27 protein-coding genes, 1 tRNA gene and 1 pseudogene are annotated in these 25,759 nt (G+C 64.7%); 12 read left to right on the top strand and 17 right to left on the bottom strand.

Translation table 11 applies throughout. The annotated features are described in order from the left end of the window. Positions 1-28: 28 nt before the first annotated feature. Positions 29-454: a bacterial transcriptional activator domain-containing protein gene (locus O7635_RS24005; RefSeq protein ID WP_278085563.1), complete on the bottom strand. Its 426-nt coding sequence runs from the start codon at positions 452-454 to the stop codon at positions 29-31. Between O7635_RS24005 and O7635_RS38160 the strand changes: the two are divergent. The 4 genes and pseudogenes from O7635_RS38160 to O7635_RS23990 all read left to right on the top strand — a co-directional run. Next, positions 377-787: pseudogene (locus O7635_RS38160) on the top strand (recombinase family protein); the annotation flags it as partial. The gene O7635_RS24005 and the pseudogene O7635_RS38160 overlap by 78 nt on opposite strands. Further along, positions 770-1,471, top strand: coding sequence for a zinc ribbon domain-containing protein (locus tag O7635_RS24000; RefSeq protein ID WP_347405342.1), 702 nt, complete (start codon positions 770-772; stop codon positions 1,469-1,471). The pseudogene O7635_RS38160 and the gene O7635_RS24000, both read left to right, overlap by 18 nt. A gap of 743 nt (positions 1,472-2,214) precedes the next feature. After that, positions 2,215-3,086, top strand: a protein-coding gene (locus O7635_RS23995) for an IS5 family transposase (protein ID WP_278078570.1) whose coding sequence is annotated in 2 segments (ribosomal slippage) — positions 2,215-2,575 and positions 2,575-3,086 — 873 coding nt in all. Because the reading frame shifts where the segments join, the coding sequence is not laid out codon by codon here. A gap of 200 nt (positions 3,087-3,286) precedes the next feature. Beyond that, complete coding sequence (locus tag O7635_RS23990) at positions 3,287-3,799, top strand: hypothetical protein (protein WP_278082713.1); 513 nt, start codon at positions 3,287-3,289, stop codon at positions 3,797-3,799. 215 nt (positions 3,800-4,014) lie between these two features. On the opposite strand, the gene O7635_RS23985 is transcribed toward O7635_RS23990, so the two are convergent. The 7 genes from O7635_RS23985 to O7635_RS23955 form a co-directional block, all read right to left on the bottom strand. Then, a complete protein-coding gene (locus O7635_RS23985) occupies positions 4,015-6,819 on the bottom strand; it encodes an NACHT domain-containing protein (RefSeq protein ID WP_278082712.1) in 2,805 nt (934 codons plus the stop codon). Between the two features lie 357 nt (positions 6,820-7,176). Beyond that, complete coding sequence (locus O7635_RS23980) at positions 7,177-7,626, bottom strand: 3'-5' exonuclease (protein ID WP_278082711.1); 450 nt, start codon at positions 7,624-7,626, stop codon at positions 7,177-7,179. A 178-nt stretch (positions 7,627-7,804) separates the two neighbouring features. After that, the gene (locus O7635_RS23975; protein WP_278082710.1) at positions 7,805-8,860 is read right to left on the bottom strand and encodes an ATP-dependent helicase; all 1,056 of its coding nucleotides are present in this window, start codon (positions 8,858-8,860) and stop codon (positions 7,805-7,807) included. After that, on the bottom strand, positions 8,857-9,267 hold the full coding sequence (locus tag O7635_RS23970; RefSeq protein ID WP_278082709.1) for a hypothetical protein: 411 nt from the start codon (positions 9,265-9,267) through the stop codon (positions 8,857-8,859). Before O7635_RS23970 ends, O7635_RS23975 begins: the two co-directional genes overlap by 4 nt. A 135-nt stretch (positions 9,268-9,402) precedes the next feature. Further along, positions 9,403-11,004, bottom strand: coding sequence for an AAA family ATPase (locus tag O7635_RS23965; protein ID WP_278082708.1), 1,602 nt, complete (start codon positions 11,002-11,004; stop codon positions 9,403-9,405). A gap of 601 nt (positions 11,005-11,605) precedes the next feature. After that, positions 11,606-12,085, bottom strand: a complete 480-nt coding sequence (locus tag O7635_RS23960) for a hypothetical protein (RefSeq protein WP_278082707.1) — start codon at positions 12,083-12,085, stop codon at positions 11,606-11,608. 407 nt (positions 12,086-12,492) lie between these two features. Then, complete coding sequence (locus O7635_RS23955) at positions 12,493-12,621, bottom strand: hypothetical protein (protein WP_278082706.1); 129 nt, start codon at positions 12,619-12,621, stop codon at positions 12,493-12,495. A gap of 68 nt (positions 12,622-12,689) precedes the next feature. Between O7635_RS23955 and O7635_RS23950 the strand changes: the two genes are divergently transcribed. Both O7635_RS23950 and O7635_RS23945 read left to right on the top strand, forming a co-directional pair. Continuing rightward, positions 12,690-13,142 (top strand): GntR family transcriptional regulator, encoded by a 453-nt coding sequence (locus O7635_RS23950; RefSeq protein ID WP_278082705.1) that lies wholly within the window; start codon positions 12,690-12,692, stop codon positions 13,140-13,142. A 26-nt stretch (positions 13,143-13,168) separates the two neighbouring features. Then, the gene (locus tag O7635_RS23945; protein WP_278082704.1) at positions 13,169-13,717 is read left to right on the top strand and encodes an HD domain-containing protein; all 549 of its coding nucleotides are present in this window, start codon (positions 13,169-13,171) and stop codon (positions 13,715-13,717) included. Here the strand turns inward: O7635_RS23945 and O7635_RS23940 are convergent. The 3 genes from O7635_RS23940 to O7635_RS23930 are packed head-to-tail and all read right to left on the bottom strand — an operon-like array spanning position 13,714 to position 15,261. Continuing rightward, complete coding sequence (locus O7635_RS23940) at positions 13,714-14,175, bottom strand: hypothetical protein (protein WP_278082703.1); 462 nt, start codon at positions 14,173-14,175, stop codon at positions 13,714-13,716. The genes O7635_RS23945 and O7635_RS23940 overlap by 4 nt on opposite strands. A gap of 7 nt (positions 14,176-14,182) precedes the next feature. Further along, positions 14,183-14,659 carry an NUDIX domain-containing protein gene (locus O7635_RS23935; protein WP_278082702.1) on the bottom strand — a complete coding sequence of 159 codons (477 nt, stop codon included), beginning with the start codon at positions 14,657-14,659 and terminating at the stop codon, positions 14,183-14,185. A gap of 8 nt (positions 14,660-14,667) precedes the next feature. Beyond that, a complete protein-coding gene (locus tag O7635_RS23930) occupies positions 14,668-15,261 on the bottom strand; it encodes an XRE family transcriptional regulator (protein ID WP_278082701.1) in 594 nt (197 codons plus the stop codon). 501 nt (positions 15,262-15,762) lie between these two features. Here O7635_RS23930 and O7635_RS23925 point away from each other — a divergent pair. From O7635_RS23925 to O7635_RS23905, 5 genes are all read left to right on the top strand, one after another. Beyond that, on the top strand, positions 15,763-15,957 hold the full coding sequence (locus O7635_RS23925) for a hypothetical protein (protein ID WP_278082700.1): 195 nt from the start codon (positions 15,763-15,765) through the stop codon (positions 15,955-15,957). A 39-nt stretch (positions 15,958-15,996) separates the two neighbouring features. Then, positions 15,997-16,737 carry a DUF2637 domain-containing protein gene (locus O7635_RS23920; protein WP_278082699.1) on the top strand — a complete coding sequence of 247 codons (741 nt, stop codon included), beginning with the start codon at positions 15,997-15,999 and terminating at the stop codon, positions 16,735-16,737. Continuing rightward, entirely contained in the window at positions 16,734-17,048 is a 315-nt protein-coding gene (locus O7635_RS23915; RefSeq protein WP_278082698.1) for a hypothetical protein, read from the top strand. The genes O7635_RS23920 and O7635_RS23915 overlap by 4 nt, the downstream gene beginning before the upstream one ends. Next, entirely contained in the window at positions 17,045-18,805 is a 1,761-nt protein-coding gene (locus O7635_RS23910) for an FtsK/SpoIIIE domain-containing protein (RefSeq protein WP_278082697.1), read from the top strand. The genes O7635_RS23915 and O7635_RS23910 overlap by 4 nt, the downstream gene beginning before the upstream one ends. 285 nt (positions 18,806-19,090) lie before the next feature. Further along, positions 19,091-20,794 carry a recombinase family protein gene (locus tag O7635_RS23905; protein WP_278085562.1) on the top strand — a complete coding sequence of 568 codons (1,704 nt, stop codon included), beginning with the start codon at positions 19,091-19,093 and terminating at the stop codon, positions 20,792-20,794. Here the strand turns inward: O7635_RS23905 and O7635_RS23900 are convergent. Beyond that, a tRNA-Leu gene (locus O7635_RS23900) sits at positions 20,750-20,833 on the bottom strand. The two genes, O7635_RS23905 and O7635_RS23900, sit on opposite strands and share 45 nt — an antisense overlap. Positions 20,834-20,957: 124 nt before the next feature. On the opposite strand from O7635_RS23900, the gene O7635_RS23895 reads away from it, so the two are divergent. Then, positions 20,958-21,371, top strand: coding sequence for a RidA family protein (locus tag O7635_RS23895; RefSeq protein WP_278082696.1), 414 nt, complete (start codon positions 20,958-20,960; stop codon positions 21,369-21,371). Here the strand turns inward: O7635_RS23895 and O7635_RS23890 are convergent. The 5 genes from O7635_RS23890 to O7635_RS23870 are packed head-to-tail and all read right to left on the bottom strand — an operon-like array spanning position 21,352 to position 25,733. Then, positions 21,352-21,927, bottom strand: coding sequence for a class I SAM-dependent methyltransferase (locus O7635_RS23890; RefSeq protein ID WP_278082695.1), 576 nt, complete (start codon positions 21,925-21,927; stop codon positions 21,352-21,354). The two genes, O7635_RS23895 and O7635_RS23890, sit on opposite strands and share 20 nt — an antisense overlap. 8 nt (positions 21,928-21,935) lie before the next feature. Next, a complete protein-coding gene (locus tag O7635_RS23885) occupies positions 21,936-22,889 on the bottom strand; it encodes a Gfo/Idh/MocA family oxidoreductase (protein ID WP_278082694.1) in 954 nt (317 codons plus the stop codon). Continuing rightward, entirely contained in the window at positions 22,886-23,707 is an 822-nt protein-coding gene (locus O7635_RS23880) for an ATP-binding cassette domain-containing protein (protein ID WP_278082693.1), read from the bottom strand. Before O7635_RS23880 ends, O7635_RS23885 begins: the two co-directional genes overlap by 4 nt. Then, positions 23,704-24,747 (bottom strand): ABC transporter permease, encoded by a 1,044-nt coding sequence (locus O7635_RS23875; protein ID WP_278082692.1) that lies wholly within the window; start codon positions 24,745-24,747, stop codon positions 23,704-23,706. The genes O7635_RS23880 and O7635_RS23875 overlap by 4 nt, the downstream gene beginning before the upstream one ends. Next, on the bottom strand, positions 24,744-25,733 hold the full coding sequence (locus O7635_RS23870; RefSeq protein ID WP_278082691.1) for a sugar ABC transporter substrate-binding protein: 990 nt from the start codon (positions 25,731-25,733) through the stop codon (positions 24,744-24,746). Before O7635_RS23870 ends, O7635_RS23875 begins: the two co-directional genes overlap by 4 nt. Positions 25,734-25,759 lie beyond the last annotated feature (26 nt).

Below are 25,759 nucleotides of genomic sequence, written 5' to 3'. Positions count from 1 at the left end.
CCGACACGCTGCGGCCGCCGGGGGCCACTCACCTCCTCAACAGCTGATTCGCGAGGCTGGTGGTCTCGTCGGCGGGTGCGGCGTCGATTTCTGCCAGGGTCCGACTCAACGCGTTCAGGAGCGTGCCGATAGACCCCGCTTCCCCAAGGGCGTGAAGAGCTCGCATCGCGAGCCGATATAACGCCTCGTTGAACCGGTCGAGCGCGATGGCCTTGTCCAGGAGGCCTGAGGCTGCGCTGGGGTCCTCCGGCAGCAGCAGTTCTGCCAGCTGGAGGTGGGCTTCGGTGCCCCAGCGGCGGACGGCCTCGCGGTGCGGCTGGATCCAGTCGTAGTCGGCCGTCGCCGCTAACGGCGCCGTGTAGAGGTCGCATGCGGCTTGGAGAAGACGTCTCCGGTTGCCGGCTCGGGCGGTGGAGGCGTTGCGAAGCCGGTCGCGGAGCTGCCAGAGGTCGATGTCGACGGTTTCGCGGTCCAGTTGGTACCTGCCGTTGGCCCTGATTACCTAAATGGATATGGCATCTTCGCGATCGCCGAAGCGCTCACCAAGGACGGCATCCCTTGCCCGTCAGCACAGGACCGAGCCCGGAGCCGACACCGCGACGGTCAAGGCTGGTCCAAGAGCGCCATCCGCACCATCCTGTGAAACCCCCGCTACACCGGCCGGCAAGTATGGAACAAACAGCGCACCGACGAGGTGCTCCTGGACGTGGATGACGTCGCACTCGGCCACACCGCGGTCATGCGATGGAACAACCGCGAGCGATGGGTCCTGTCCAAGGATGTTGTCCACGAACCGCTCGTCGACGACCACGCCTTTGAGCAAACCCAGGCGACATTCGCCAAGCGGGCCCGAACCGCGACCTCGGCCCGCCGGACCAACAGCGGCCGCCATCCCTACATCTTCAAGAGCCTGGTTCACTGCGGCATCTGCCAGCGAAAAATGCAGGGCCTGCACGCGCACGGCACTGCCTACTACCGGTGCCGTTACCCGCAGGAATACGCCGTCGCCAACTCCCTTGATCACCCGCGGAACGTCATCATGCGGGAAGAAGCGCTCATCCGCCCCCTAGACACATGGCTCGTCCAGGAGCTCAACCCGGCCCAGCGAATGCGAACCGTCGCCAAGCTCGTCGAGCAGGCCCAGAGGGAGATCCCCACCTCAGAAATCCGACTTCCGGACGGACCGACGGTGGCCGACTGCGACGCAAAACTGGCTCGCTACCGCCGAGCCCTTGACGCAGGCGCCGACCCAGCCGTAGTCGCCAGCTGGATCGCCGAAACCCAAGCCGACCGTGAACAGGCTCTGGAAAGGCGAACCGGACCTGCTCGGGAAGCGACCAACAAGGTCGATCTACCAAACGCAGAAGAGATCACCAGCATCGTCGAGGAGCTGGGCGACCTGGTCAGCGCGCTCCGCGAGGCAGAACCCGAACATAAGCTCGATGTCTACGGACCATCGGCCTGCACCTGACCTACGAACCGAAAACAAGAACGGTGCGCGCCCAGATCGATCTTGGGCCGCACCGTTGGGATTCGGTTGGTGTCCGAGGCTCAACACGAGGAGCATTCACACGGTGGTCGCTGCCAGGGAGTTGGCGCTCGCGCCAGGATCGCCGCGGCCGAGATCGCGATCTGATGCAGAACGAGCAGCGGTCAGGCGCAGCCTCGGTCCACTGACAACTCCGCCACGACCCGCTCCGGCTAGGGGAGACAGCGGCGGCACCCCGCCGTACCTCTGCCGCGCCGCCGATGACGTCCAGCCAGCCAAGATCTTGCGCAAAGCCCGCCCGATCGGGTTGCCGGCTGGGTCGTCCACCCAGCAGTGTCAGCTCGCATACGCCGCAGGTCACAGCGAGATCGATAGGGATCCGGCCACAACCGCGTCAACTGGGCGACTGCGACCAACGTGATGTCGATTCAGCGGTAGCTCAGTCTGGCGCTCGCCACGTAACGTATTTACATGTGTACGAAGGGTGCGCCAGGACAGACCTGCTCCCTCGTGACCGTCAAGCACAGCTGCGTGGGGTGATCGCACTGTGGAGAACGGCAACCACAACTCCAACTGTGCGACCGCAACGGGCCGTTCGTGTCGCTGCACCGGCTGTGGTGGGTCGCAGCACGGTTGGCAGGGATGGCTCGATCAAGCCGGCAGCGGTCAGACAGACCGTCGGGCTAGGGCGTGTCCTGGCGATCAGTTGATCGTTTCTGGTTGATGTGTCGGGTGTAGGTCGTGGTGAGTTGACGGACAAGGCTTGGGCGGTGATCGGGCCGTTGCTGCCCGAGCCTGGTCGTCGGTCCGGGCGGTGGCGTGATCACCGTCAGGTGATCAACGGGATCTTGTGGAAGTTGCGGACCGGGGCGCCCTGGCGGGATTTGCCGGAACGCTACGGGCCGTGGAAAACCTGCCACGAGCGGCTGCGGCGGTGGACCACGGACGGCACCTGGGAACTGATCCTGGCCCGGGCGCAGGTCTACGACGACGGCCAACCAGTCGAATGGATCATCAGCGTGGACTCCAGTGTTGTGCGTGCCCACCAGCACGCCGCCGGGGCACGCAAAAAAGGGGATCTGCCGGTGGTGTGGCCATACCAGCGGCGGATGGTGAGGCGTTGGGCCGGTCCCGGGGCGGCCTGAGCACCAAAATCCACCTCGCGGTCGACGGCCGCGGGCGGCCGTTGTCGGTGTTGCTGACCGCCGGGCAAGCCGGTGACAATCCGCTGTTGTTCCCGCTGCTGGACGCCATCGCGGTCCACACGTCTGGACGCGGTCGGGCGCGTAAGAAGCCGCGGATGCTGATCGCGGACAAGGCCTACGCCCATGACCCGACCCGCAGCGGGCTACGCCGGCGCGGTATCCCACACACCATCCCGGAACGGTCCGACCAGGTCGCCCGCCGGGCTGCCAAAGGCAGCCGCGGCGGACGCCCACCCACGTTCGACCCGCACGTCTACCGACAACGCAACGTCGTGGAACGCTGCTTCAACCGGCTCAAACAATGGCGTGCCTTGGCCACCCGCTTCGCCAAACGCGCCGCCCTCTACCGGTCAAGCCTGCTCCTCGTCGCCGCGTTGATCTGGCTCCGATGATCGCCAGGACACGCCCTAGTCGCGAGCGGTGTGAGACGGCACTCCGCATCCGTCCGGCTACGAGGCTACTGGCCCAGAACGATCGGAACCGTGAGCTCACCAGTGACCTTGCGAGGCTCGACATCGCAGACTGGCTTGCGCTTCCGGCCGAAGCGCGACGACCGGAACCGGCCTCAGCTCACCCTTCTCCCGTTGACCAGGTGACGCTCTTCGCTGAAGCGATGACGAAGGACACCTGGCATGAGATCGCGAGTGAGCTCGACCGAGCAGCCCGGGACGCTGCTGGCGCAAGGCGCGAGCTCGCAGACCACGGCTGGTGCGAACTGTTCGTTGCAATGGCGCGAGCGACGGAAACGGCGCGACGGGCGTTCAACAGCATCCCGGACATTGTCAAAGGCGCCATCCTAGCTTCGCCTTCGCATATCGAACGCTCGTACGTCACCGACGCCGTCGTCGTCCTTGTTGTAGACAAGGTTTGGAAGGGTTTCGAGGCAGCGACGTTCGCCGGTTTCCCACTCCTTGACCTTGTGACAAGCGAAGAAGCCACACGCGCGCTGCGGATTATGGCCGTGTTCATCTGCCCTGCACCTGAGAAGCATCGGGACGTACGGCGGTACGCTTTAAAGCCACTCGGAGACGATGCAGCGAAGATCCTGACGGACCAGACCAAGGCCCGACTCGGCGAACTGTTTACCGAATGGCGACCAATATGAACGACATCACAGGGCGGGGCGCACAGCCGCTGCGCCAAGTCGGCGAGTAACAAAGCGGCGCACAGTCGTCTAGCGCACCGCCAAGATCAAGTGTCCGAGGATCGATACGAGGGACATTCAGGAACCTGGCCGCAGGCCAGAATTCTCTAAACTGACGGTTCTGTCAGGGGCCTATGCACTCGACAGCAACACACCGCTCGGGCGAGCCTAGGCGACTATCGGGGCCGGCGCACCCAGTCGACCATGAAATCATGTGCTTCAGTTGGCAAAGCCCACGAATTGACGGATTCGATGGCGGCCTCCGCGTAGCGGCCTTGGACTGCCGAAATGAACTGATTGAACAAGCCATGGTCACGCTGTGCGTCGGCTATCCTCAAAACCGGTAATAGGAGTAGTAAAAGCGAACCTCGCGCTCGCTGCGACAATGACTTGAACGCGGTGAGGTCAATGAGCGTGAGGGCGTACCCCCATGGATGCGGAGATAGTTCCGCTCGTTCAAGCCAATGTAACCCCGCGACAACCTGTGAGTAGTAACTCTCAAGAGTTGCATTCGCGGCAACATCAGGGTCGCCTTCCGCGCCAGCAAAATCTGACGGCGCTCGGGGCAGTAAGAAACGTAACGTGGGCCCTCTCATGGTAAGACAAACATGTGAGGTCTCGTAGAGCAAAGACAACCCGCCTGCCGCCAAATCCTCCACGCTGGGGCCGACAAGGCGACGACGCCAGAGCGCCGCAGCCTCAGGTACCGGGTACTTCTCAATTTCCTCAGCCACTCGGGCCTGCAATGGCAGAGGGTTGGTTGCTTTGAACAATTTGCCTAGAAAGAATTGGTACACTAATCCAGCCGAACGGGACGACGGCATCTCCTCCGCATAATGGATCACCGCTTCGGCGATTCCTCGCACGAGGCGATCGGCGTTGTCTGGTGAATTGACGCTTAAGAGGCGGCTCAAGGAATCATCATTCACAGACCGAGCCACCGTCATGCTCGTGGTACGACGCGCGGACGCAGGAACCTCGCAGACCTTCTTGAGAATGCCGTAGGCGACTCCGCGCACGGTGGCGTTATCCGGCGCAATATTGTCCATACACTGAGCAACAAAGGACAGGTGATTGTCGACATTGGAAACAGCCCTGTCGAGGTGGTCCAAGGCTAGTTGGAGTATGCGATCCGCTCCGTCCTCAATATTGCGGTCCAGGATCTGGACACTAAGCTGCCCAACGACGTCCCAAGTGCCATTTCGCAAGCGCGGCTCTAGCCGCTCCCAGATTCCCGCGGGGTTGGGGTCTTGCTTTACAAGCTGCGACGCTGCGAAGTATTCAAGAAACGTACGATGGACGAACCCGTAACGGGGCTGCAAAGCGTCGGATCCGACCTCCGTGAGTACCCATGCGCGACCTGCGCAAAAGTCCAGGAAATCGGTAGCAGCCTGACTGGCCTCATCAGGATCTTCGAACCTTTTAGCCCGCATATACTCGGCGAGGAACCCGACGATCTCCGATCGTGGCAGTGCCTGTCGACCCCGTTCATCTGTGAAAAGCCTCCACGCGAGCCGCTGAACAGCCGGCCGAATATGCGCGGCGTAGCGGTGGGTTACTTCAATCCCCCTTGACCGGTCCCACGTCTCGAATAGCAGCTCGGCACATTTCTCGTAAATCTCCGGCTTGTTGCGCGGAATATAATGGACTGTAGAATATAGTCCGCATAAAAGCGAAAGCAGCAGCGGATTGATTCGCAGATCATGTGCGGCGGCACTTTCACGCATAAACGATTGCGTAAGCTGCTTCCGCTGCTCTGCGTTCAACGACGGATTTAGCCGGAACCATCGGCTGGCATACGAGGCAACTTGCGTTTCATCAAATGGTGCGATGTTAACTGTTGGGAATAGCTCCGCGTCGAGAGAGGCTTCTGGGTATCCAACGATTCGCGAAGTTACGACGACGCGAGCGAGTGGGTAGCGATGCGCAAATCCTTCAACAAGTTGTACGAACGACTTCCGAAACGCGCCTTCGCCGAGTTCGTCGACTCCGTCTATTATCACTGTTGCTCGACCATTTAGCAGAAGATGTTCAAGTGATCCTTGCGGAGGAGTCACATTGCCGGGCCTGCGGCAGGCTGCCTCAAGGTAGTGCAGCAGAGTTTGATGGTCCGTCCGTAAAGACTGGGTATGCGCTCGCACGACGAGCAGTATCGGAACCTGTCCTTCAAGCCCGGCGATCTTGTCGGTCGCCAGGTCATGGGCCAGCTTTCCCGCCAGCGTCGACTTCCCTGCGCCCGGGTCACCTAGAACGACGAACCTCATCTTGTTGTACAGCGCGTCGGTAAGCGAACAACGCTCAGCCCCAGAAGGCGGAACGCCTTCTCGCGTGAAGGAGGAATTCAATAAAAACGTCGGTGCGACGTAAAGCTGCGAATAGTCGACGTGTCTATTCATGTCATGAGCAGCCAAGCGTAGTTTGGCGTGGCCAGACTTGGCCGCCGCCCGAGCCGCCCGCACAAAGCGATCAATCTCGTCTAGGGATCCGATCTGACGTAAAAGCTCGCTATTACGCACACCAGCAATGGCGACATTTCCGGCCATCGCCACCGCTAGGGCAGTGTCAAGCGTGCCCGGCGTCGCCGATTGACGCACTGCGTGGACAGCGGCATCAACGAGTTCGTGAAGGATGTCGGTGGCTTGTAACAAGTCGGCTTCAGTGAACGCTCTGAGTCGAAGGCCATGGCGGAGTTGTTCTCGAATGGAGCTGTGCGCCTCATCCTTCTTCGCCGCAAGCGACGCAATCATCGCTTGGCGGACGAGGCTCTCGAACTGCGCAGACTGCACGAACTCCTTAAAACTTCGGAGTTGGCGCCCTTCAAGATGTTCGACGAAACGCTCGGTGTTTCCGGCGACCACAACACTTGCCGCCTCCGTGGCGATCTTGTTGCGCTGATGGGTTGTCAAGAGCTTGCGACCAACCAGAGCGCTGCCGCTGATCACTGCTTTCGTGGCGAGTCCGCTGAGAGTCGCCATGTCCATGGAGCCTCTCCCCCCTTGAATCGTTCCTCGTTCAGGATCCTAGTGGAACGTTGTCCCACGAGCGTCATAGGCATCGGACACATCGCGAGACGCCTCAACGAGCCGAGCAGGCAGCCGACTTGGGACCTCTGACGCTCGCGGTCCCATGCTGCAACTGATACCACGTACGAACGCCCTCAACCCTTATAAGGCACAGCAGATCGAGGAGCGAAAGAGCGCAGCGACCGCCGCGCTCCGGCTAATGCCGAACCTGGAGGTTCTTTTGCTTAGTCAGGTTCCGTTGTAAGGATCTCGACACATCGCGGTAGCAGCATGCAACGCTCCCCGCCTCGTTTTAGCCTCTGCGGGACGGAAATACTACGTCGTCGGAAGACTCACCGCGCCAACCCCGGCAAGGAAGCGGGACGGGCTTAGGTAGGCAACAGGCTGCGCTCTTACTGGATACTCCGGAGAGTAAATTAGGACCACCGCCTCTTTCGCTCGTGTCATCGCAACGTAAAAGAGGAGACGCTCCTGCTGCACGTACTTTTCGTCGGGCCTGTATGGTCGACCGTAGTCCAGTGGCCATCCTGGGACGATCGCCTCTTGGAGGTAAGGGAGGATGACGTAACGCCACTCGCGCCCCTTAGATGCATAGTAGTTCGCTATTCGCACTTTCCCAACTGAGGCAGCATCGCCCGCAAATTCGGCGAGGGATACCTTGCTAAACTTTGAGCTAGATAGCTCTCTAAGAGCGGACTGTTCCTGAATTTCCGCAGCGTCTCCTAACCGCACCGCGAGCTTCAAATGATCCTCTGCTTCGCTCAACCAACCTTGCAATGTGATTGCGCCACTTGGCACTTTAGAGAGAAAACGCCAAAGACTAAGCCTATCTGAGATTAGTGACGGTACAGCGCCGGACGCTGGCCGAGTAACGCGGCGGTAGCTGTCCACCAAATCATCAAACCCAAACCGCGAGGCGCCGGCCGAATGCTCTAGGCGCCGGTCAAGCTGCCAGCTTGCGGCACTCTGGAGGAATCGGACGATACGTCCGTAAGGCCATGAGTCCGCTTGCTCGGATAACACCGGCAGGCCCGCCAAATCTAACTGTTTTGTAAGCCAATCTCTTAACGTCCCCTATGTCAGCTCCTGAAGAGTAGCCGCGTTCTTCGCCAAGCACCCTCGTGGCTGCAGAGACGATTGCGCTTCCCGACCGATAATTGACGGACAGTGTGAAGCACCTGACGCTCCTGCTAAAATCGATGAGGTGTTTCGGATCACTCCCCGTAAACCCCATGATTGACTGGTCCGCATCCCCAACCGCGAAGATCCGCGACCCCGCCTCATTCAGTAGAGTTACGATGCCGTGTAAGACCGGACCCAAGTCCTGATACTCGTCTACAAGGATCCAGGGGAACCGGGCCGCAAGTATCCGCCGAACCTTCTCGCGGGATCGAAGTATTCCGAGGCTCCGGCCCACCATAGCTTCGAAGTCGAGTTTGTTGGTAGCAACCAGCATTTCGTCGTACTTTGCCGCCGCTGCAACCACGTCAACGCTGAGCGAGCTCGTGTCTTCTCCGGCGAAGAGCGCACGCCTGCAGGCTGTGTCTCTCTCGCGGTTCCACGTGGGGTCCTGGTAAAGGCCGACAGCATCGTACGCGGCTCCTCTGAGCCGCAGTTCCTGCCGCTGGTTCAGTACGCATCCGCTCACGAAGGGGGCGTACCCAGAGAGCGCCGAGAATGGGGCGATCACTTCGGACAGACAGAATCCATGCACGGTCGACACCACGCCCGACCGAAGAGCGCCGGGGGCCAACTTTGCTAGTCTCAGTCGAATCTCGTCAGCAGCTTGATTCCCATAGGTGATACACGCTACTCGCCCGGGCGCGCTTACCGAGGTTTCAGAAACGTATGCCGCCTTAGTCACGAGAAGCCGGGTCTTTCCACTGCCGGGTCCCGCTAGCACAGCAGAACTCTTGTCGTACAGGACAGCGTCGCGCTGCTCCTGATTTAGGCGGCCGATCTCGGAAGCGAGTACGCGGCTTACATACAGTCGCTTCACGGTCTAGCGGCTCGCGCTTCGGCGCCTACGCGTTCAGAGTCATCGTCCCCGTCGTTCAACGGGTGCCCACGACATACCACGCTTGCATAATCTAGCGCGCGCAAAACGCTGTTCCCAAGAGCTTCCTCTGAAGTTGGATAGGTGAGTTCGCGGACAAGGTGGCTCGCGAGTCGCTGAGCGAACCGGCCCTTTCCCCTGCTTTCGATACGGCGGACGATTTCCTTGCGAATCTGAAAATCATCAGTGGCGCAGAGCCGGTCAATCTCGTCCCGCATCTTGGCGGCAATCGCTGTACTGAAAATTTCATCCCCCGCGGCCTTGAACGCACTCGGGAACACTCGGGCGAGATCCGTCTCCAAGGTCGTGTCGCCAACGAATATTCCGTCCTGCTCCAGCGCCTCAAGCACACGACCGTAATCTTGCTCCGGGCTCGTCGATTTCCAGGCTGTTGATGGCGGTGTCGCCGATCATGCGGAAAAATGCGTCGAGGTAACGCAGGGAATCCTCCAGGCCGGCGTCCCTGCGCACGAGATCGCTATTCTTTACCCTCGCAACCGACGGAAAGTCCCGGTGAGCCTGACGTGCCCAACGGCCCGCGGCCTTGCAGGAAACCCGAGTTCCGCCCGGAGTGACTTTGCCAGGACTTGGTTGGACATCAGGCGAAGACCTCGAAGAATCCCGTCAGTCGTGGATGGGCCAACCTGGTCTCGCCGGTCGCCATCAGTTATTGCGATGTGCGGAATGTCTAGTCCACTAGCTCCGAGAAGCGATCGGTAAGGACCGAAATCGGTTCCTTGCACGGATACTACACTAATTCCATACTCCGTGAGGTCAAACCCGTACGCGGAGGCGATGGCAGGAATAACATGCCGCTCCGCGTCGCCTTCGACGAGAATCACGAAGCGAGCGAACAACAATTCAGCGCGAGTCGCGTCCAGGTATCTTTCGATGTCCTCCTTTTCCTCCTCAGTAAATCCGACGTTCATTGCGGTTGTGGCAGCAGTTCCTTCATCGGTTTCCCGTAACAGCACGATGCTGTCGAGTGGGGCGACCGCTGCGATGTGCGGACTGTGGGACGTCAAGAGAATGGCTGGCTCCGCGCGCAGCAGATAGCCGAATAGCCTCCTCTGAATCTGAACATGAAGATGCGCCTCGGGTTCCTCCACTCCAAGAATGGTTGTTACGTGGCTGTCGGTTCCCCGTCGCTCCGAGACCGCCTGGAGGAGTAAGGCCAAGTAGAGAATATTTGCGATACCAAGGCTTGTATCTAGCATCCCGCGGCGGCGAGTCTGATCGGTATACAGCCGAATTTGACGTAGTAGCTGCGCTGGGACCGCGGGGGCGATGCCGAGTGTCGGCAGGGCAGGGAATGCCGGTCCGACCATCTCTGTTGTTTGCATTCGGATCGCGTCTTGCAGGGAGGACATTGCGTCGTCCTCCAGAAGCTCCTCGACTGCCGCGGTGACCTCGGAAGCAACGCTCGACAATACCTGGCTCTCAGGCCGTGTCCGAGAGAGAAGTTCCCGGAGAGGTGACCTCCTGCTGCGGAGTTCGTCGGTTGCGTCCCTCATCGCTGGCAAAACGCGGACACCAATGTATCGGCGCGGCTCAAACCGAACGGCTCTGCACTCCTCCTCAGGTCCGCCGTAGACGACCCACTCGTAGTCGTCTATCGATGGCTCCTGGACCTCCTCGTTGTCGTCCCCCTCGTTGTCGTCCTCGTCGTCTGCCTCGTCATCGTCATCCCCGATTTCGTCATCGAGTTCATCGTCGGGAAGATCAATAGACGACTTGAGTTCGTACACATACTCGATTCGCGAATGCGCGGGTTCGTCGGAAATTAGGCAGTCGGCCAGGACGGCCATTGCCTTTACATCCTCATCAAACCCTTTCAGCTCCACCGCGATCCGAATGCTCTCGCCCAGACAGGGGCCTTGGCCACTATCGTAGAAGTCCTCCTCGCGCAGCGATCTCGCGCTGTCGGGAAGATCAGGGTCCAGCAGTAACCTAATCGCCATTAGGAGGTTGCTTTTTCCTACGTTGTTCTCACCGACTACGACTGCGGTCGAGGGAAACGGGTCAATTAGCAGACGCTTGAAGTTCCGAAAGTTTTCGATCTCGATACGGCTAATGTGGAGTGGCATCGCCGCTGCTCCCGAGGTTGCGATCTTCGTACGGAAAGTTTACCGAATGAATGCTGTGTGTCCTCATACGAATGGGTTACACGTGATGGTGACTTAGGCCCATCGTGTGGTGCGAAGAGGTCGATGAGCTACGTGTTCCGGTCCCGTGGGTCGGAGCCTGACCGACAGGTGCTCCTCGCAACCACTCGCCTCCGGCGTCCGGATGGCTGGATGGCGACGGTTCCAAGTAGGGACGCGCGGTGACCGAGGACGTCTGAAGTAGGCCCTACTCTCCAGCCATGCGAGGCGAGTACAGATGGTAGGGAAGTAGGTCGCGAAGGGAGGCGAGATGCTCACTCGACACCCTGGATGGTGCGGGGGGAACGAACAACTTGGGGATGACATCGGTCTGAGGGCCGGACGGCCTCGTCGCCAAACGACCTCGTGGGCACCAACGTTCGGCTCGTCTCGCTCGGCTCTCGGATTCCGGTGACAGTGGTGGAGATCGAGTTCGTCGAGGACGGTGTTGACAGCACTCGTCAACTTCCCATCCTCCAGGCACGCAAGCTGGCTACGGCAATCCTTGCCTTAATGTCGATGATCGAGGATCACCCTCGCCCGGTCACCACGTCAGTCGCCTAGCGTTGACCCACACCCGCTCGAAGGATGTTTGGTAGACGCTCGCCGTCTCCGGACTGAGGTCAGCGTTGAGGCGAAGAACTGGTGCATCCGCAGCCGGCGTCCCGAATACGTGCATGTTGATCATAATCTCGTTGTCCGCGCGGTAGATCGAGTTGTACAGCGTCGTATTGTGGGTGCGCACCTCGATCCCTTGCTGACGGCCGAGGATCCTGAACGTCGCTAGTGCCGTGCGAACACGTGTCTCGATCCCGCGTCCTCCCCACTCTTCTACCCCGCGTGCCCGGATTCGATCGCCACTCTGATCGCCGAGAGCCACACGAACGGTCACGCCGGCCTTGGCGCGGTCGACGAGCGCCAATTGGATTTCTGGCTCGTCCACCACGAACAGACAGCCGTATGCCAGGACATCGATCTCCGCTCGCGCGTTTCTGAACAGCCGGAGCCAGGCGTCGGTCGGCACCTCGGAACGATGCGGGTAGGCAGCGCTCGGCGCAGTCGCACGCCGCCTTCGATGTGGCCCAGCGGCAGTGGCATTCGGCCACAGGTCGCTAGCGTCTCGCCGGGCTAGTCCGGCGAGCGCCCGCTGATGGCGGGGATATGGCGTCCGGCCGGCAATCCACCGCTCTACTGTCTTCGGATCGACGCTCAGGCGGTGCGCGACCTCGACTTTGCTTACCCCGACGCTGCGGAGAGCGTCGGCAAGCGGATGCTCCATGTCGCTCCCATCGGCGATGGTCGTTCGATGGTACCGAACTCGTCCGGAGACGTCCCTACCGCGTGGTTCAGCGACAGCTACGGAGCGTCAACGCTTCAGGTATGACACGAGGACCATCCGACCCGCGTCAGGCTGCGCGGATGTCAGCAGACCTACTCGCCCTGGCGCTGGAGAACGTCGGCTTCGACGTCGGTCGCGAGTTCGGCATGCTGCGGAGCGCTGTCGACTACCGCGCGCGGCCGGCCGTTGACCTTGGACAGATAGCCGAATCGACCGCTCAACGACTCACCACCGTCCTGTCGCGAGCTGCCGCAGCGGGCATCGTTCTTCCGCCTGACGGCGTCGCGTGATGGCGCGCTCGGCCGATAGACCGGCACCGTACAAGGACATCGCGGCCAGTCTGCGAACCCGGATCGTTCGCGGCGAGCTGCACAAACAGTTGCCCAAGGAGATCACGCTGACGCGGCAGTATGGCGTCGCACGCAACACGCTCCGCCGCGCGCTGCGCACGCTCGCGAACGAGGGCCTCGTTACCGCGACCAGCGGCCGAGGATGGTTCGTGACCGTGGCGGAAGGCGATCACAGCCTGGCGCAAGCGCGGCACCGGCTCATCGGCTGTGACCTGCTGGCGAGGATCGAGCGCGGCGAGTTCGGACCGGCTGACGTTCTCCCCAGCGAAGCGGCCATCGCGCGGCAATATGGCGTCACTCGCAGCACCGTCCGCATCGGGTTGGCAAAGCTCGAGGGCGCCGGGCTCATCCGCGCTGTTCATGGCGTCGGATGGTTCGTCCGCTCGGAGTGATTGGCGCCGATCGTTAGTCTCCTTGCGTGGGGGATATCCAATGGGCGCGCGACCTGGCGCGCGAGGTGCTCGGCGAGGTGCTTCCGCGGCGGTGGTCGCACTGCTGCGGCGTGGGGATCAAGGCTGAGGCTGTGGCTCATGTCGTGGGCGACCAGGCCGAGTTGTTGGTCGCCGCCGCGTGGCTCCATGACATCGGCTACGCGCCTGCGCTTGTCCGGACCGGGATGCATCAGCTCGATGGCGCGCGCTACCTGCGTGATGTCGTCGGGGCCAGTCCAGGTCTCTGCCGGCTTATCGCCCACCACACCTGTGCCGTGATCGAGGCGCGAAACCGCGGCTTGGACGAGGAGCTCATCGCTGAGTTCCCAGCGGTCGATGGGCTTCTGGCCGACGCCATCACCTACGCGGACATCACGACGAGCCCGGACGGCGAGCCCGTCGAAGCGCGTGACCGGCTCTCCGAGATCGTCGCTCGGTACGGCGACGGCCACCTCGTCACGCTGACGATGCAGGAGGCGACGCCGGTCATTTTCGCGTCTGTGCGCGCCGTCGAGGCAGCGCTGGCGCACGCTTAGCGGTCGGCATCCGCCTCGGCGAGCGATCCTTGTTCGTCTCGCGCCCAGCGGCGGCCGGCGCTGTCGAGGAACTCGATCTGCACTGGCTCTGGCTCGACGTATGACCGCATCCACTCAGGCGGGGCGGCGCGGCGGATCGTCTGACCAGGCGGCACCAGGCCGATGAACTCGGCGCCGTTCTCTTCCCCAGGGTGGCTAGGGAGCGGCAGCTCGACGTCGTAGATCGGCATCGCGCTCGCGTTGTGGATGTGGAACGCCAGCTCGCGGGTGCCGTCGGGCTTGCGGGATGCTTCTACCCACGCGCTGATGCGCTCTGCCTGTGCACGGCGCTGGTCGTCGGCTCGGTCCGCCTCGCGACGCAGCTCGCGGCGCAGGATCGTGAACCCGACCACGAATGCGCCGACGGTGCCGACCGCGGAGAAGATGTCCGCGCTCGCGCTAAGCCAGTCTGGGTCCAAGGCGTCGCTACCCGAGGTGCGGCGCGTCGCCGCCGGCGAGGAAGTGGCCGAGGCGCAGGCGCATCGATCGGTCCATGGCCAAGCCGTCGACCGCAGCCGGTGCTACCCATTCGACCTCGCGCGACTCCGAGCTGCGCGTCAGCGCCCCGCCGAGCGAGCGCGCGGCGAAAACCACCGCGCACTCCTGACGCGCCTCGTTGTTGCTCGTGTAGAGGATCACGTGCTTCGGGTCGGTGTAGATCCCGACCAGGCCGGTGATCTCCACGGACACTCCCGTCTCCTCAAAGGTCTCGCGCACTGCGGCATCGGGAAGCGACTCGCCAAGATCCATGGCGCCGCCCGGCAGAGCCCAGTTGTCGTTGTCGCTCCTCTTGATCAGCAGGATCTCGCCTGCCTCGTTGGTGACGACGACGTTGGTCGACAGGACGATGCTGTTCGGCTTGGGTGCGGTCGGGTCGTCGTAGAAGTCGATGCGGCTCGCCACGGTTCTCCTCAGTCCAGCGGGCGGCCGAGGTTCCAGACCCGCTCGAAGCTCTCCATGTACGTCGACACCATGTCACCACCGGCTACCCGGCGCAGGTGCAACACGGGCGCGTGCGACGCCGGGAAGCCGTAGATGTGAGTGTTGACCAGCAGTTGGTCGTCAGCGCGGTAGATCGAGTTGTAGAGCGTCGTGCCGTGGAGGCGGAACTCCACCCCGTCGACCGACATCAGTGGCCGGTAGAGGACCAGCGCGTTGTGAACCTTGGCGATGATGGTCGACTCGATGCCCTCCTCCTCGCCGCGTAGCTTGACGTTCTCCGAGTCCGGGTCGCCCAGGAGGATGCGGACGTTGACTCCGTCGCCGGCTTTCCTCCGCAGGATGCGCTGGAATCCCTCGTCCTCGGCTAGCGAGAGGCCGACGTAGACCAGGATGCCGATCTCGCGCTCGGCATTGTCGAAGTAGTTGCGCCACATGTCCGACGGCATCATCCAGCGGTGCGGGTAGATGTTGACGATCTCGCTTTCGCTGGCGTTGGCGATCTGGTCGCGTGTCAGCGCGTCGGGCCAGAGATAGTCCTCGTCGACGCCCAGGTGAGCGGCCACGGTGTAGCGGTGGCGACGGTACGGAGTCCGTCCGCCGACCCAGCGCTCGACGCTCTTTGGATCAACCTGCAAGACAGTCGCCAGCTCGGAGGTCGACACACCTTTTTCGAGCATGGCGCTGCGTAGTCGGTCGTTGGCCATCGTCTCCCCAGGACAGGACGTCTCGCAGGCGTGACCACATTAGTCAAGACATCTTCGATACGTCCAGCCACGTAGTGACTACGTCTCGTGCTTTCGCCGCACTCTCGTTTGCGTCGCCGCATCACGGCGGTGACGTGACGAGAGGAGGTCCACGATCAACGTCAACTTGGGATCGGACGGCCCGGCATGCGCGTGCGGGGCGCGGCTCGATGACGACCGGACCGGCGCGGGTCGCTGCCGGAAGTGCTCCGCCCGGTTGCGGTGGCAGAGCCGCCGGCAGGCTCGCGGCTCGCACGAGGGTGTCGACCGTACGGCCCGCCGTCGTCGGCGCCGCACCCGGCGATCGGACGGGGGTGCCGAATGATCGTCTCCGTCTCCGCGGTCGTCCTGCTCGGCGTGTTCGTCTACCTGCTCTGGCGGTACGCCCGACTGCCGCTCTGGCAGGCCGCGATCTGTGCCGCGTTCGGCTACTTCCTGGCGTCGTCCTCGATCGGTCCTGAGATCGGCAACGGGCTGCGCTCCGTCGCGCGGTTCGTCGCCGGGATCGAGCTCTGAGTGGTGGGTAGACACAAGCGGTCCGACCGCGACGCATGGGTGATCGTCGGCATGGCGGTCGCGGCAGCGTCCGCTGCCACGGCGAGCTTCACCGGACTGCGCGGGCTGGCGCTGCTCGCCGGTTGGCCTGAGCGGCTGGCGTGGTTGCTGCCGATCACCATCGACGCGTACGCGATGACCGCCGCTCGGGTCTGGCTCTCCGGTCCGCACGGCGAGCGCGGCGCTCGCCGGTTCGCCCGTGCGAACGCCATCGGCGCCATCATGGCGAGCATCGTCGGCAACGCCGTCTACCACTTGGTTGCCGCCGGCTTGGTCCTCATCTCGTGGCCAGTCGTCGTTCTCGTCGGTGCCGTGCCTGCGGCCGTCCTCGGGCTCACGGCACACCTTCACGCGCTGCGAACGATCGCCCGCGGCGCCCCAACGCACGGCGGTACCGACCCAGGCACCCGCGACCAGGCCGCAGCACCAGCGCGGTTCCCGATCGAGGACCGGACTCAGGACCGGACCGAGTCCCGTCCCACCGATCGTCCCCGGCCACGTCCCCGTCGGCGCGTTGCGCCACGCACCGACGACGCACTCATGGAAGCCGCTCGCCGCGCCGACACGGAACACCGTGCCGCGCACAACGGCCGACCCATCACCCGCGACGCCCTCCGCAAGAAGCTCCGCGTCGCCGGACCCAAAGCCACCGAGATCCGCCGACAGCTCGCATCGGAGTCCGGAACCGCGGCCGACGACACCGTTACGCCAGAACGAAAGGAGGTAACGCCGACCCCATGAAGTCCTCATCGGACAAACCCAGGACGACCGTCAATCGGACAGTAATCACCCGCCACCTCGAAGCAGCCATCGCGCGGCGAACGCCCATCGCCGTCCGCACCGCGCTTGCCGACATCCCGGTCATGCTCGCCGAGCTGCGCCGCCTGGCGACGCTTCTCGCGTGGACCAGGACCGAGTTGGCCAACGTCCTCGCCGCGGGTCGTGCAACCCTCGCGGCCGAGCACGAGGGTGAGAGCGACCCCCTCAGTTACCTCCGCGACGAACTCGCGCAGCACGACCCAGATGCCGGGCTGGGTGAGCCGAGCCGATGAGGGCCTACAGCAGGCGGCATCGCCGATGGAGCCGAAAGAACGCCCAACCGCTGCTCATCATCGACCGTGAGCCTCTCGTGCTCATGGGACTCGCGGCCGTCGGTCGGGCAGTGTTCCGATACCGATCGGAGTTGGCTCCGTTCAGCCTCGCGCTCACCCTCGCAGTCGCCGCCGCGGTGCTCCACAGCACCAACCCGGGGACGTGGCCCTGGATTGCCCTCACAACCGGCGCAGCAGCCATCCTGGCGGCGTTCCGTGGCCTGCCCTGGGGGATCTCCCGCACAACCGAACGCGCCTTCGCTACGGTCGCCACCGTCACGGCGGGCGGGTGGCTCGCGACAGCAACCGCAGTCGGTCCGGGACGGGAACCGCTCCCGTTGCTGTTGCTGGCATCCGTTGTGTTGCTCGGCGTTCCATGGTGGACACACCGTCGTCGCCGGGCTCGCGTGAGAGTTGACCGGACGATCCAAGCATGGCCGGACATCGCCGAAGCGATCGGCCTTGCCGGCTCACGCGTCATGTCCGCTGTCGTCGACACCTGGGGCTGGCGCGCTCGGATGGCACTACGGCCCGGCCAGACGCTCCAAGACGTGGTGACCCACGTGCCGGCGATCGAATCCGCGCTCGGAACACGACCCGGCGCCGTCCGCGTCGAGCAGGACCCAACCCACGCCGGACGGTTCATGATGCGCGTCCTCGCCGCCGACCCGCACGCGGGCGCCATCCCATGGTCAGGCCCGACCGCACGCTCAATCGCCGACCCGATCGACCTCGGCGTCTTCGAAGACGCCAGCAATGTCCGCGTCTCGCTGCTACGCCGACATGCGCTCATCGGCGGCACTACCGATTCGGGCAAGAGCGGCGTAGTCAACGTCATCGTTGGCAACCTCGCCGCTTGCAACGACGTCGTCCTGTGGGGCATCGACCTCAAGGGCGGCATGGAGCTTCGCCCCTGGGCACCTTGCCTCGACCGGCTCGCCACCACACCCGGGGAGGCGACCACCCTCCTGACAGACGCCGTTGCCATCCTCGAAGCACGGGCGCACCACGCGGCCGAACACAACGTCCGCGTGTGGCAGACAAGCCCAGACCGACCGGCCCTCGTGATCATCATCGACGAGTACGCCGAGTTGGTCGACACTGCGCCCGACGCCGTCAACCGGGCGGAGTCCATCGCCCGGCGCGGCCGAGCCGTCGCTGTCGACCTGCTCGCCGCCACCCAACGACCGACGCAGAAGGCGATGGGCGGTGGCGCACTGCGCTCGCAGATGAGCGTGCGCATCTGCCTACGCGTCCGGGAACGCCGCGACGTCGACCTCATCCTCGACCAAGGGCTGCTAGCCGCCGGCTGGCACGCCCATACCCTCGACGCGCCCGGCAAGTTCTACGTCCTCGCCGAAGGACACACCCAACCACGCCGCGCCCGCGGCTACCTCGTTACCGACGACCACGTCAACGCGACCGCCCACCGCTACGCGGCCACCAGGCCGCACCTCGACCCGCTCTCCGCCGCCGCGATCGACCGGCCAACGCCGATCGAGCCCACCGAAGTCATCGCGCCACCGAAGAGCGACGATCCGGAACAAGCGCTGCGGCAAGCGTTGCGAGACGCACCGGACGAGGGCTTGACCATCCCGCACCTGATGCAACTCACCGGAATGGGACGCACATGGATCTACGACCGGCTACAAGTGCTCGCCGCCGACAACCACGCCCAGCAAGTGTCCCGCGGGCGTTGGCGAGGCACCGCAAGGTAGCGATCGTCCGCGCGGACGTCCGCTCCCGCGCGCGCGTCTGCGCACATCAACGCGCGGACGAACGACGGACGGACGTCCGCGCGGCACCCACCACGACTGAGAGGAGGCTCAAACGATCATCGACGACGAAGCGGCGAGCACCGCCGAAATGCGCACATCGCGAAAGACGAAAACGCTGGTCATCGAGGATGGGCAGGTCAAGGCGTCCGTAGACGTCCATATGTCGGACGCAGCCGCTGACGCTCTGTGGCGAATCATCGACCGCGCCCGGAAGAATCGACAGACATGAGGTTCGTCTTCTACGGACGCGTGTCGACCGAAGACCAGCAGGACCCAGAGGCGTCGAAGGGCTGGCAGCTCTCCCGCGCCCGCAGCCTCATCGCACCAGCGGGCGGAGCGATCGTCGAAGAGTTCTTCGACGTCGGCCTCTCCCGATCGCTGCCATGGAAGCGACGCCCCGACGCGCTCCGCCTGCTCGACGCCATCAAGAGTCCGGCTCGCACCTTCGACGCTGTGGTCATCGGCGAGCCGCAGCGCGCGTTCTACGGAAGCCAGTTCGGCATGACCTTCCCCGTCTTCGTGCACTACGGCGTTCAGCTCTGGGTGCCCGAGGTTGGCGGTGCCGTCGACCCCGGAAGCGACGCGCACGACCTCGTGATGGCGCTCTACGGCGGCATGAGCAAGGGCGAGCGGAACCGGATCAAGATTCGCGTCCGGTCAGCCATGAAGGCGCAAACGGAGACTGAGGGCCGCTTCCTCGGCGGGCGCCCGCCTTATGGCTACCGGCTCGCCGACGCCGGACCGCACCCGAACCCGGGGAAGGCCGCGGAAGGCAAGCGGCTTCACAAGCTGGAACCCGATCCCGTCACGTCACCGGTCGTCGAGCGCATTTTCGTGGAGTACGTCGCTGGCCGCGGAATGACGTCGATCGCGCGCGGTCTAACGCAAGACGGGATCGCGTGCCCGTCCGCCTACGACCGGGCGCGCAACCCGCACCGCCGTGCCGAGGTCTGGGAGACGACCGCCATCCGCGCGATCCTCCTCAACCCGCGCTACACCGGCCGACAGGTCTGGAACCGCCAACGAACCGATGAGGTACTCCTCGACGTCGAGGACATCGCACTCGGTCACGAGAACCGTCATCGGTGGAACGCCCCGGAGGACTGGGTTTGGTCGAAAGCCGAGGCGCACACACCGCTCGTCAGCGTCGACCTCTACGAACGCGTCCAGGACACCATCAAACACCGCGGCACATCAGGCGAGAGCGGCAAGGCGCCGCGCAGGACCGAGCGCCCCTACCTCTACCGCAGTCTGATCACATGCGGCCTCTGCGAAAGGCGAATGGTCGGCAACTCCAACCACGGCCGCCTCTACTACCGCTGCAAGGCAACGCGTGACTTCGTGCGCCAGCACGGCATCGCGCACCCGCCGGTCCTCTATCTCCGCGAGGACGCCATCGCCAACCAGATCGACCGGTTCCTGTTCGAAGAGTTGGGATCCGAGAAGCTGACCGCAACCTTGCGCCAGCTCGCCGACGCCCACCACCGCGCCCAACTCGCCGAGTACCGCGCGAACGACGAAACCGCGCGCCTCCAGAAGATCGTGGACGACTGCGACACGAAGATCGCCCGATACCGAGCGACCCTCGACGCCGGAGGCGACCCGGCGCTCATCGCCGGCTGGATCCGGGAAACCGCGACGATCCGGACCGCCACCGTGGCCCGGATCGGCGTCGCCGACGGCCCGCCACAGCGGCTCAACGAAGATCAAATCGCCGCGATCGTGGAAGGGCTCGGCGGGCTGCTCGCGATCCTGAATCGGGCCGACCCGCGCGACAAGGCGGAGATCTACAGCCGCATCGGTCTGCGGATGCGATACGAACCTGGCGCAGAAACGATCAAGGCCGAAGTCGTGTCCAACGACTTCGGCCGTGTGCTTTCTGCGTGTCCGAGGGGGGACTTGAACCCCCACGCCCTATACGGGCACTAGCACCTCAAGCTAGCGCGTCTGCCATTCCGCCACCCGGACTTGCTTTGTGCAGCCCAGTTTACCGGGACGCACGGGCGCTAACTGTACACGACGGGTCCGGGGCCGGCTCTCGGGGGGCAAAACCGGTCGCGTGTCACTCCAGCACCAGCACAGACTGGGCGGCATGACGATCACCCGACTCAACCCTGACGGACTGCACGCTACGCCCGGTTACCACCATGTCACTCTCGTGGAGGGGCGGACGACCGTTTATCTCGCCGGGCAGTGTCCGCTCAACGCCGGTGGCGATCTTGTCGGGGGTGGGGACGTGTTCGCTCAGGTCGACCAGGTCGTGGCCAACACGCGAGCCGCCCTCGCCAGCGTCGACGCCACACCCCACGACGTCGTACGCACCGTCATCTACGTCACCGACGACGCCGATCGCAGCCTCGGGGACGTCTGGCGCCGCCTGCTCGACTCCGAGCTCGCGCCCGCGTTCACCACCGCAAGCACGCTTCTCGGCGTCTCGCGGCTCGGCTTCCCGGGCCAGCTGATCGAGCTCGACGTCACCGCCGCGCTCAGTGGCCGCGCCACGTAAGAGACAGGCCCTTGCCGACCGGCACCGTGGCGGAGCGGCAGCGTGGGTCCGAAGCGATCAACGACAGGAACGACGCCACCTCGCCCGGGTGGGACAGCACGTTGTCGACCGCCAGCACTCCCCCGGGCCGCAGCACGCGGATCGGGTCCGGCCACCAGCCCGCGTACTCCTCGCGTTCCGCGTCCAGGAACAGCAGGTCGACGCTCCCGGACGGCAACGAGGCCAGGTAGGCGCCGCCCTCCAGCAGGCGCAGGTCGACCGAGACGCCCGCGCGCCGCAAATTGGCGCGGAGCTCCGGCCACTCCTGCACGTCCACCGACACCACCCGGCCGCCCACGTCCCGGGCCGCGACCGCCAGCCAGATCGTTGAATAACCGTTGGACGTCCCGATCTCGACCACCCGACGGGCCCCGACGATGCGGACCAACTGGGCCAGCAACTCAGCAGTGGCAGGCTCGAGGTTGCGCCGGCGCAGAAGGCGGTCCGGTTCCGCGGCGTCATGGTGCACGCCGTCGGCGTAGAGCGAAGCTAACAGCGCCTGGAGCGGCTCGTCCATCGGCCACCTCACGACAAGTCGACGGCGACCGGCGCGCCGCCGTTCTGCAGTGACCGTACGCCTGCTTCGCTTGCCGCGGTGGCCGCCCAACCGTCCGCCAACCCAGGTCCGACGCTGAAGCCACCGAGACACGCCGAGACCCAGGCCGAAACCTCGAGGTCGTACGCCGTCCGGAAGCGCGCGAGAAAGTCAGCGGGCAGCGGCCGCGGCGCCGGGACGAACAAACTCCCCGACTCCCCCACCGCCTCGCACCGCACCTCGTAGCCGACCTGGCTGTTGACGAACACCTCCGTCGTCGCCACCCCGCCGCCCGCCATCCTGAACACCGCCACCAGCGGATCCCGGACCCCCGCGGGCGCGAGCCCGGAGGACGCCGGCGTCAGCACCTGGACCGACGCGATCTCGTCGTCGAACAGCCACCGGCAGACGTCGACCTCGTGCACCAGCGAGTCCCGCACGATCAGCTCCGTCGAGAACGAGGCCGGCGCCGACCTGTTGCGGTGCACGTTGTGCAGCAGAAGCAGCCGCCCGATCGAGCCCGATGCCAGATCCGAGCGGAGCCGGGCGTACGCCGGGTCGAAGCGCCGCATGAAGCCGACCTGCACCAGTGGCCGGGCCAGATCCCGCGAGGCCGCCAGCAGCCGAGCGGCGGAGGCGACCGAGTCCGTGAGCGGCTTCTCGCACAGCACCGGCTTCCCGGCGGCCAGGCACGCGAACACCTGTTCCTCGTGCGCGAACCCCGGCGACGCGATCAGCTCAGCATCCACTGAGGACGATGAGATCAGGGACAAGGCCGACGGGAAAACCTGCACACCGGGCACGGCCGCGGCCACCGCCGCCGCCCGGTCCGCAGCAGGATCCGACACCGCCACCAACGACGCGGACGGCAGCGATGCCACCCGGGCCGCGTGGTCGGCGCCCATCACCCCGACCCCGACCACGCCGACCCGTAGGCGGCTCACGGCGCTTCGACCGACCCCGGCGTCACCGACGACGGCGACACGACCTTCCCGGCATCCACCCCGCGCAGCTCATGGCTCAACGACACCAACTCGTCCCCGCCGGCCATCTCCGCGGCCAACTGGTCGACCGTCAGCTCGTCGCGGTGCGCGTCCAGCACGACCCGCCCCAGCTTCAGGATCACGAAGTGGTTGCCGACCAGATAGGCGTGGTGCGGGTTGTGGGTGATGAAGATGACGCCGAGCCCGGCATCGCGGGCCTTCACCACGTAGCGGAGAACCACCCCGGACTGCTTGACGCCCAGCGCCGCCGTCGGCTCGTCGAGGATGATGACCCGGGCTCCGAAGTAGATGGCGCGGGCGATCGCCACACACTGCCGCTGCCCACCCGACAGGCTGGCAACCGGCCGGTCGAGGTCGGGGATGACGATGCCCATCTTGGACAGTTCGTCGGCGCAGATCCGCTTCATTGCCGCGATGTCGAGCATGCGCATGAAACCGCGCCGCAGCTCGTTGCCGAGGAAGAAGTTCCGCCACACCGACATCAACGGCGCCAACGCCAGGTCCTGGTAGACGGTCGCGATCCCGGCCGCCTGGGCCTCGCGCGGCGACCCGAACGACACCGGCGACCCGTCCAGCACCATCGTCCCGGACGTGTGCTGATGCAGCCCGGAAACGATCTTGATCAATGTGGACTTGCCGGCGCCGTTGTCACCCAGCACGCAGGTCACCTCGCCCTGGCGGACGGTCAACGACACCGACCGCAAGGCGTGGACGTTGCCATAACTCTTGCCGACGTCCGACAACGCGAGGATGCTCATCGCAGGTCCGCCCGTCTCTTCACGTACAGGTTGACGATCGTCGCCAGCAACAGCATCACGCCCAGGAACGTGCGGAACCAGTCCGGGTTCCAGCCCGCGTAGTTGATGCCGAGCTGGGTCATGCCGAAGATGAGCGCGCCGATCGACGCGCCGACCACCGACCCGTACCCGCCGGTGAGCAGACACCCGCCGATGACCGCGGCGATGATGAAGATGAACTCCTTGCCGACGCCCTCGCCGGACTGCACCGTGTTGAACTGGAACAGCAGGTGCATGCCCGACAGCCAGGCGCAGAACCCGACCGCCATGAACAGGCCGACCTTCGTCGCGCGCACGGGCACGCCGACGGCCCGCGCCGCTGGGGCGTCGCCGCCGACCGCGAAGATCCAGTTCCCGATCCGGGTACGCAGCAGCACGTACGCGCCGATGACCGTCAGCAGCACCCAGTAGAGGACAGTGATCTTCAGGTTGACGAGGCCGATCGTGACCTGCGAGGCGAACAGCGACCGCGCGCTGGCGAAGCCGTCCATGTCGCTGATGTCGGCGCTGGCCACGTTGCCGGTGGCGATCCGGGTCACGCCGAGGTTGACGCCCTGGAGGATGAAGAACGTGCCGAGTGTGACCAGGAAGCTCGGCAGCCCGGTGCGCAGGAGCAGCCAGCCGTTGAAGGCGCCGATCGCCACGGCCAGCACGAGCGAGAGCAGCACGCCGACCCACACGTTGAGGCCGAAGTTCCAGGCCAGCAGCGTCCCGGACAGGCCGGCGGTGGTCACCGCGACACCGGCCGACAGGTCGAACTCGCCACCGACCATCAGCAGCGCCACGGGCACGGCCATCATGCCGATCGTCGACGCTCCATAGAGGATGGTGCCGATGTTGGCCACGTTGCGGAACGGCTCCGCGACGGCCATGAAGAGCAGGAAGATGACGACGGCGGCGACCAGCGAGCCGACCTCGGGCCGGCTGAACAGCCGGGCGCCGAGCGACCGGCCGGCGACCCGGTCGTCCCGGGTCGCCGCCACGTCGGTCGCGGTGCTCACCGCTTGCCGTTGTTGGCGTACTGCTCGACCGACGCCACGTTGCTGCTGTCGATGAACGCCGGGCCGGTCAGCGTCGCCTGCCCGCCGCCGATCGTGTTGCCGTTGGTCTTGTAGAGCCACAGGCTGTCGACGGCCAGGTAGCCCTGGAGGTAGGGCTGCTGGTCGACGGCCCACTGCACGTCGCCGCTCTTGATGGCCGCGACGAGCTCCTTGTTGGTGTCGAAGGTGACCACCTTGGCCGAGCTGCCGCTGTCCTTGACGGACTGCACGGCGGCCAGCGCGAACGGCGCGCCCATCGTCAGCACCCGGTCGATCGCCTTGTCCTGCTGGAGCTTCGAGGTGACCGCCGCCTGGACGCCGGGCATGTCCGTACCCGTGACGTAGATCTTCTCGGTGTTGGCGAAGCTGTCCTTGGCGCCGTCGCAGCGCGCCTCGAGGCCGACGTTGCCCTGCTCGTGGATGACGCAGAGGGCCTTCTTGCCGCCGTCGGAGGTGAGCTTCTGGCCGGCCGCGCGGCCCGCGATCCGCTCGTCCTGGCCGAAGTAGCCCAGCACGCCCATGCCCTGCCACGCGTCGATGCCGCCGTTGAGCGCGACGACCGGGATGCCGGCCTGCGCGGCCGCCGTCACGTTGGCCTTCATCGCATCGGGCTTGGCCAGCGTGACCGCGATGCCGTCGACCTTCTTGTCGATCGCCGACTGCACCAGGTTGGCCTGGGCCGGACCGTCTGGATCGGCCTGGTACTGCAGCTCCACATTGTCCTTGCGCGCCGCGTCCTCGGCGCCCTTGCGGACCAGGTCCCAGAACGTGTCACCGGGCGCGGAGTGGGTGATGAACGCGACCGTCATCCGCGGGGTGTTGGCGCCGCCGCCGCTGTTCTCGGGCTCGTCGTTGTCCTGCCGGCCGCCGCTGGAGCTGCACGCCGCCAGGGTCAGCGCGGCCGCGGCCCCGACGGCCAGCAGGGACATCCGAAGTCTGTGCGTCATCTCGGTAGCCTTTCTCCATCCGCCGC

Source organism: Asanoa sp. WMMD1127, from assembly GCF_029626225.1.
Lineage (GTDB): Bacteria > Actinomycetota > Actinomycetes > Mycobacteriales > Micromonosporaceae > Asanoa.
Note: the sequence above shows the minus strand (reverse complement) of the source record. Positions and strands in the feature narration are given on the sequence as shown.

What these genes read in the sequence shown, in the direction of transcription:
- O7635_RS23985 (WP_278082712.1), bottom strand. Translation starts at nt 6,819, where the DNA reads ATGGACATGGCGACTCTCAGCGGACTCGCCACGAAAGCAGTGATCAGC.
- O7635_RS23965 (WP_278082708.1), bottom strand. Translation starts at nt 11,004, where the DNA reads ATGCCACTCCACATTAGCCGTATCGAGATCGAAAACTTTCGGAACTTC.
- O7635_RS23950 (WP_278082705.1), top strand. Translation starts at nt 12,690, where the DNA reads ATGGCGCGCTCGGCCGATAGACCGGCACCGTACAAGGACATCGCGGCC.
- O7635_RS23925 (WP_278082700.1), top strand. Translation starts at nt 15,763, where the DNA reads ATGATCGTCTCCGTCTCCGCGGTCGTCCTGCTCGGCGTGTTCGTCTAC.
- O7635_RS23915 (WP_278082698.1), top strand. Translation starts at nt 16,734, where the DNA reads ATGAAGTCCTCATCGGACAAACCCAGGACGACCGTCAATCGGACAGTA.
- O7635_RS23910 (WP_278082697.1), top strand. Translation starts at nt 17,045, where the DNA reads ATGAGGGCCTACAGCAGGCGGCATCGCCGATGGAGCCGAAAGAACGCC.
- O7635_RS23905 (WP_278085562.1), top strand. Translation starts at nt 19,091, where the DNA reads ATGAGGTTCGTCTTCTACGGACGCGTGTCGACCGAAGACCAGCAGGAC.
- O7635_RS23895 (WP_278082696.1), top strand. Translation starts at nt 20,958, where the DNA reads ATGACGATCACCCGACTCAACCCTGACGGACTGCACGCTACGCCCGGT.
- O7635_RS23890 (WP_278082695.1), bottom strand. Translation starts at nt 21,927, where the DNA reads ATGGACGAGCCGCTCCAGGCGCTGTTAGCTTCGCTCTACGCCGACGGC.
- O7635_RS23880 (WP_278082693.1), bottom strand. Translation starts at nt 23,707, where the DNA reads ATGAGCATCCTCGCGTTGTCGGACGTCGGCAAGAGTTATGGCAACGTC.
- O7635_RS23870 (WP_278082691.1), bottom strand. Translation starts at nt 25,733, where the DNA reads ATGACGCACAGACTTCGGATGTCCCTGCTGGCCGTCGGGGCCGCGGCC.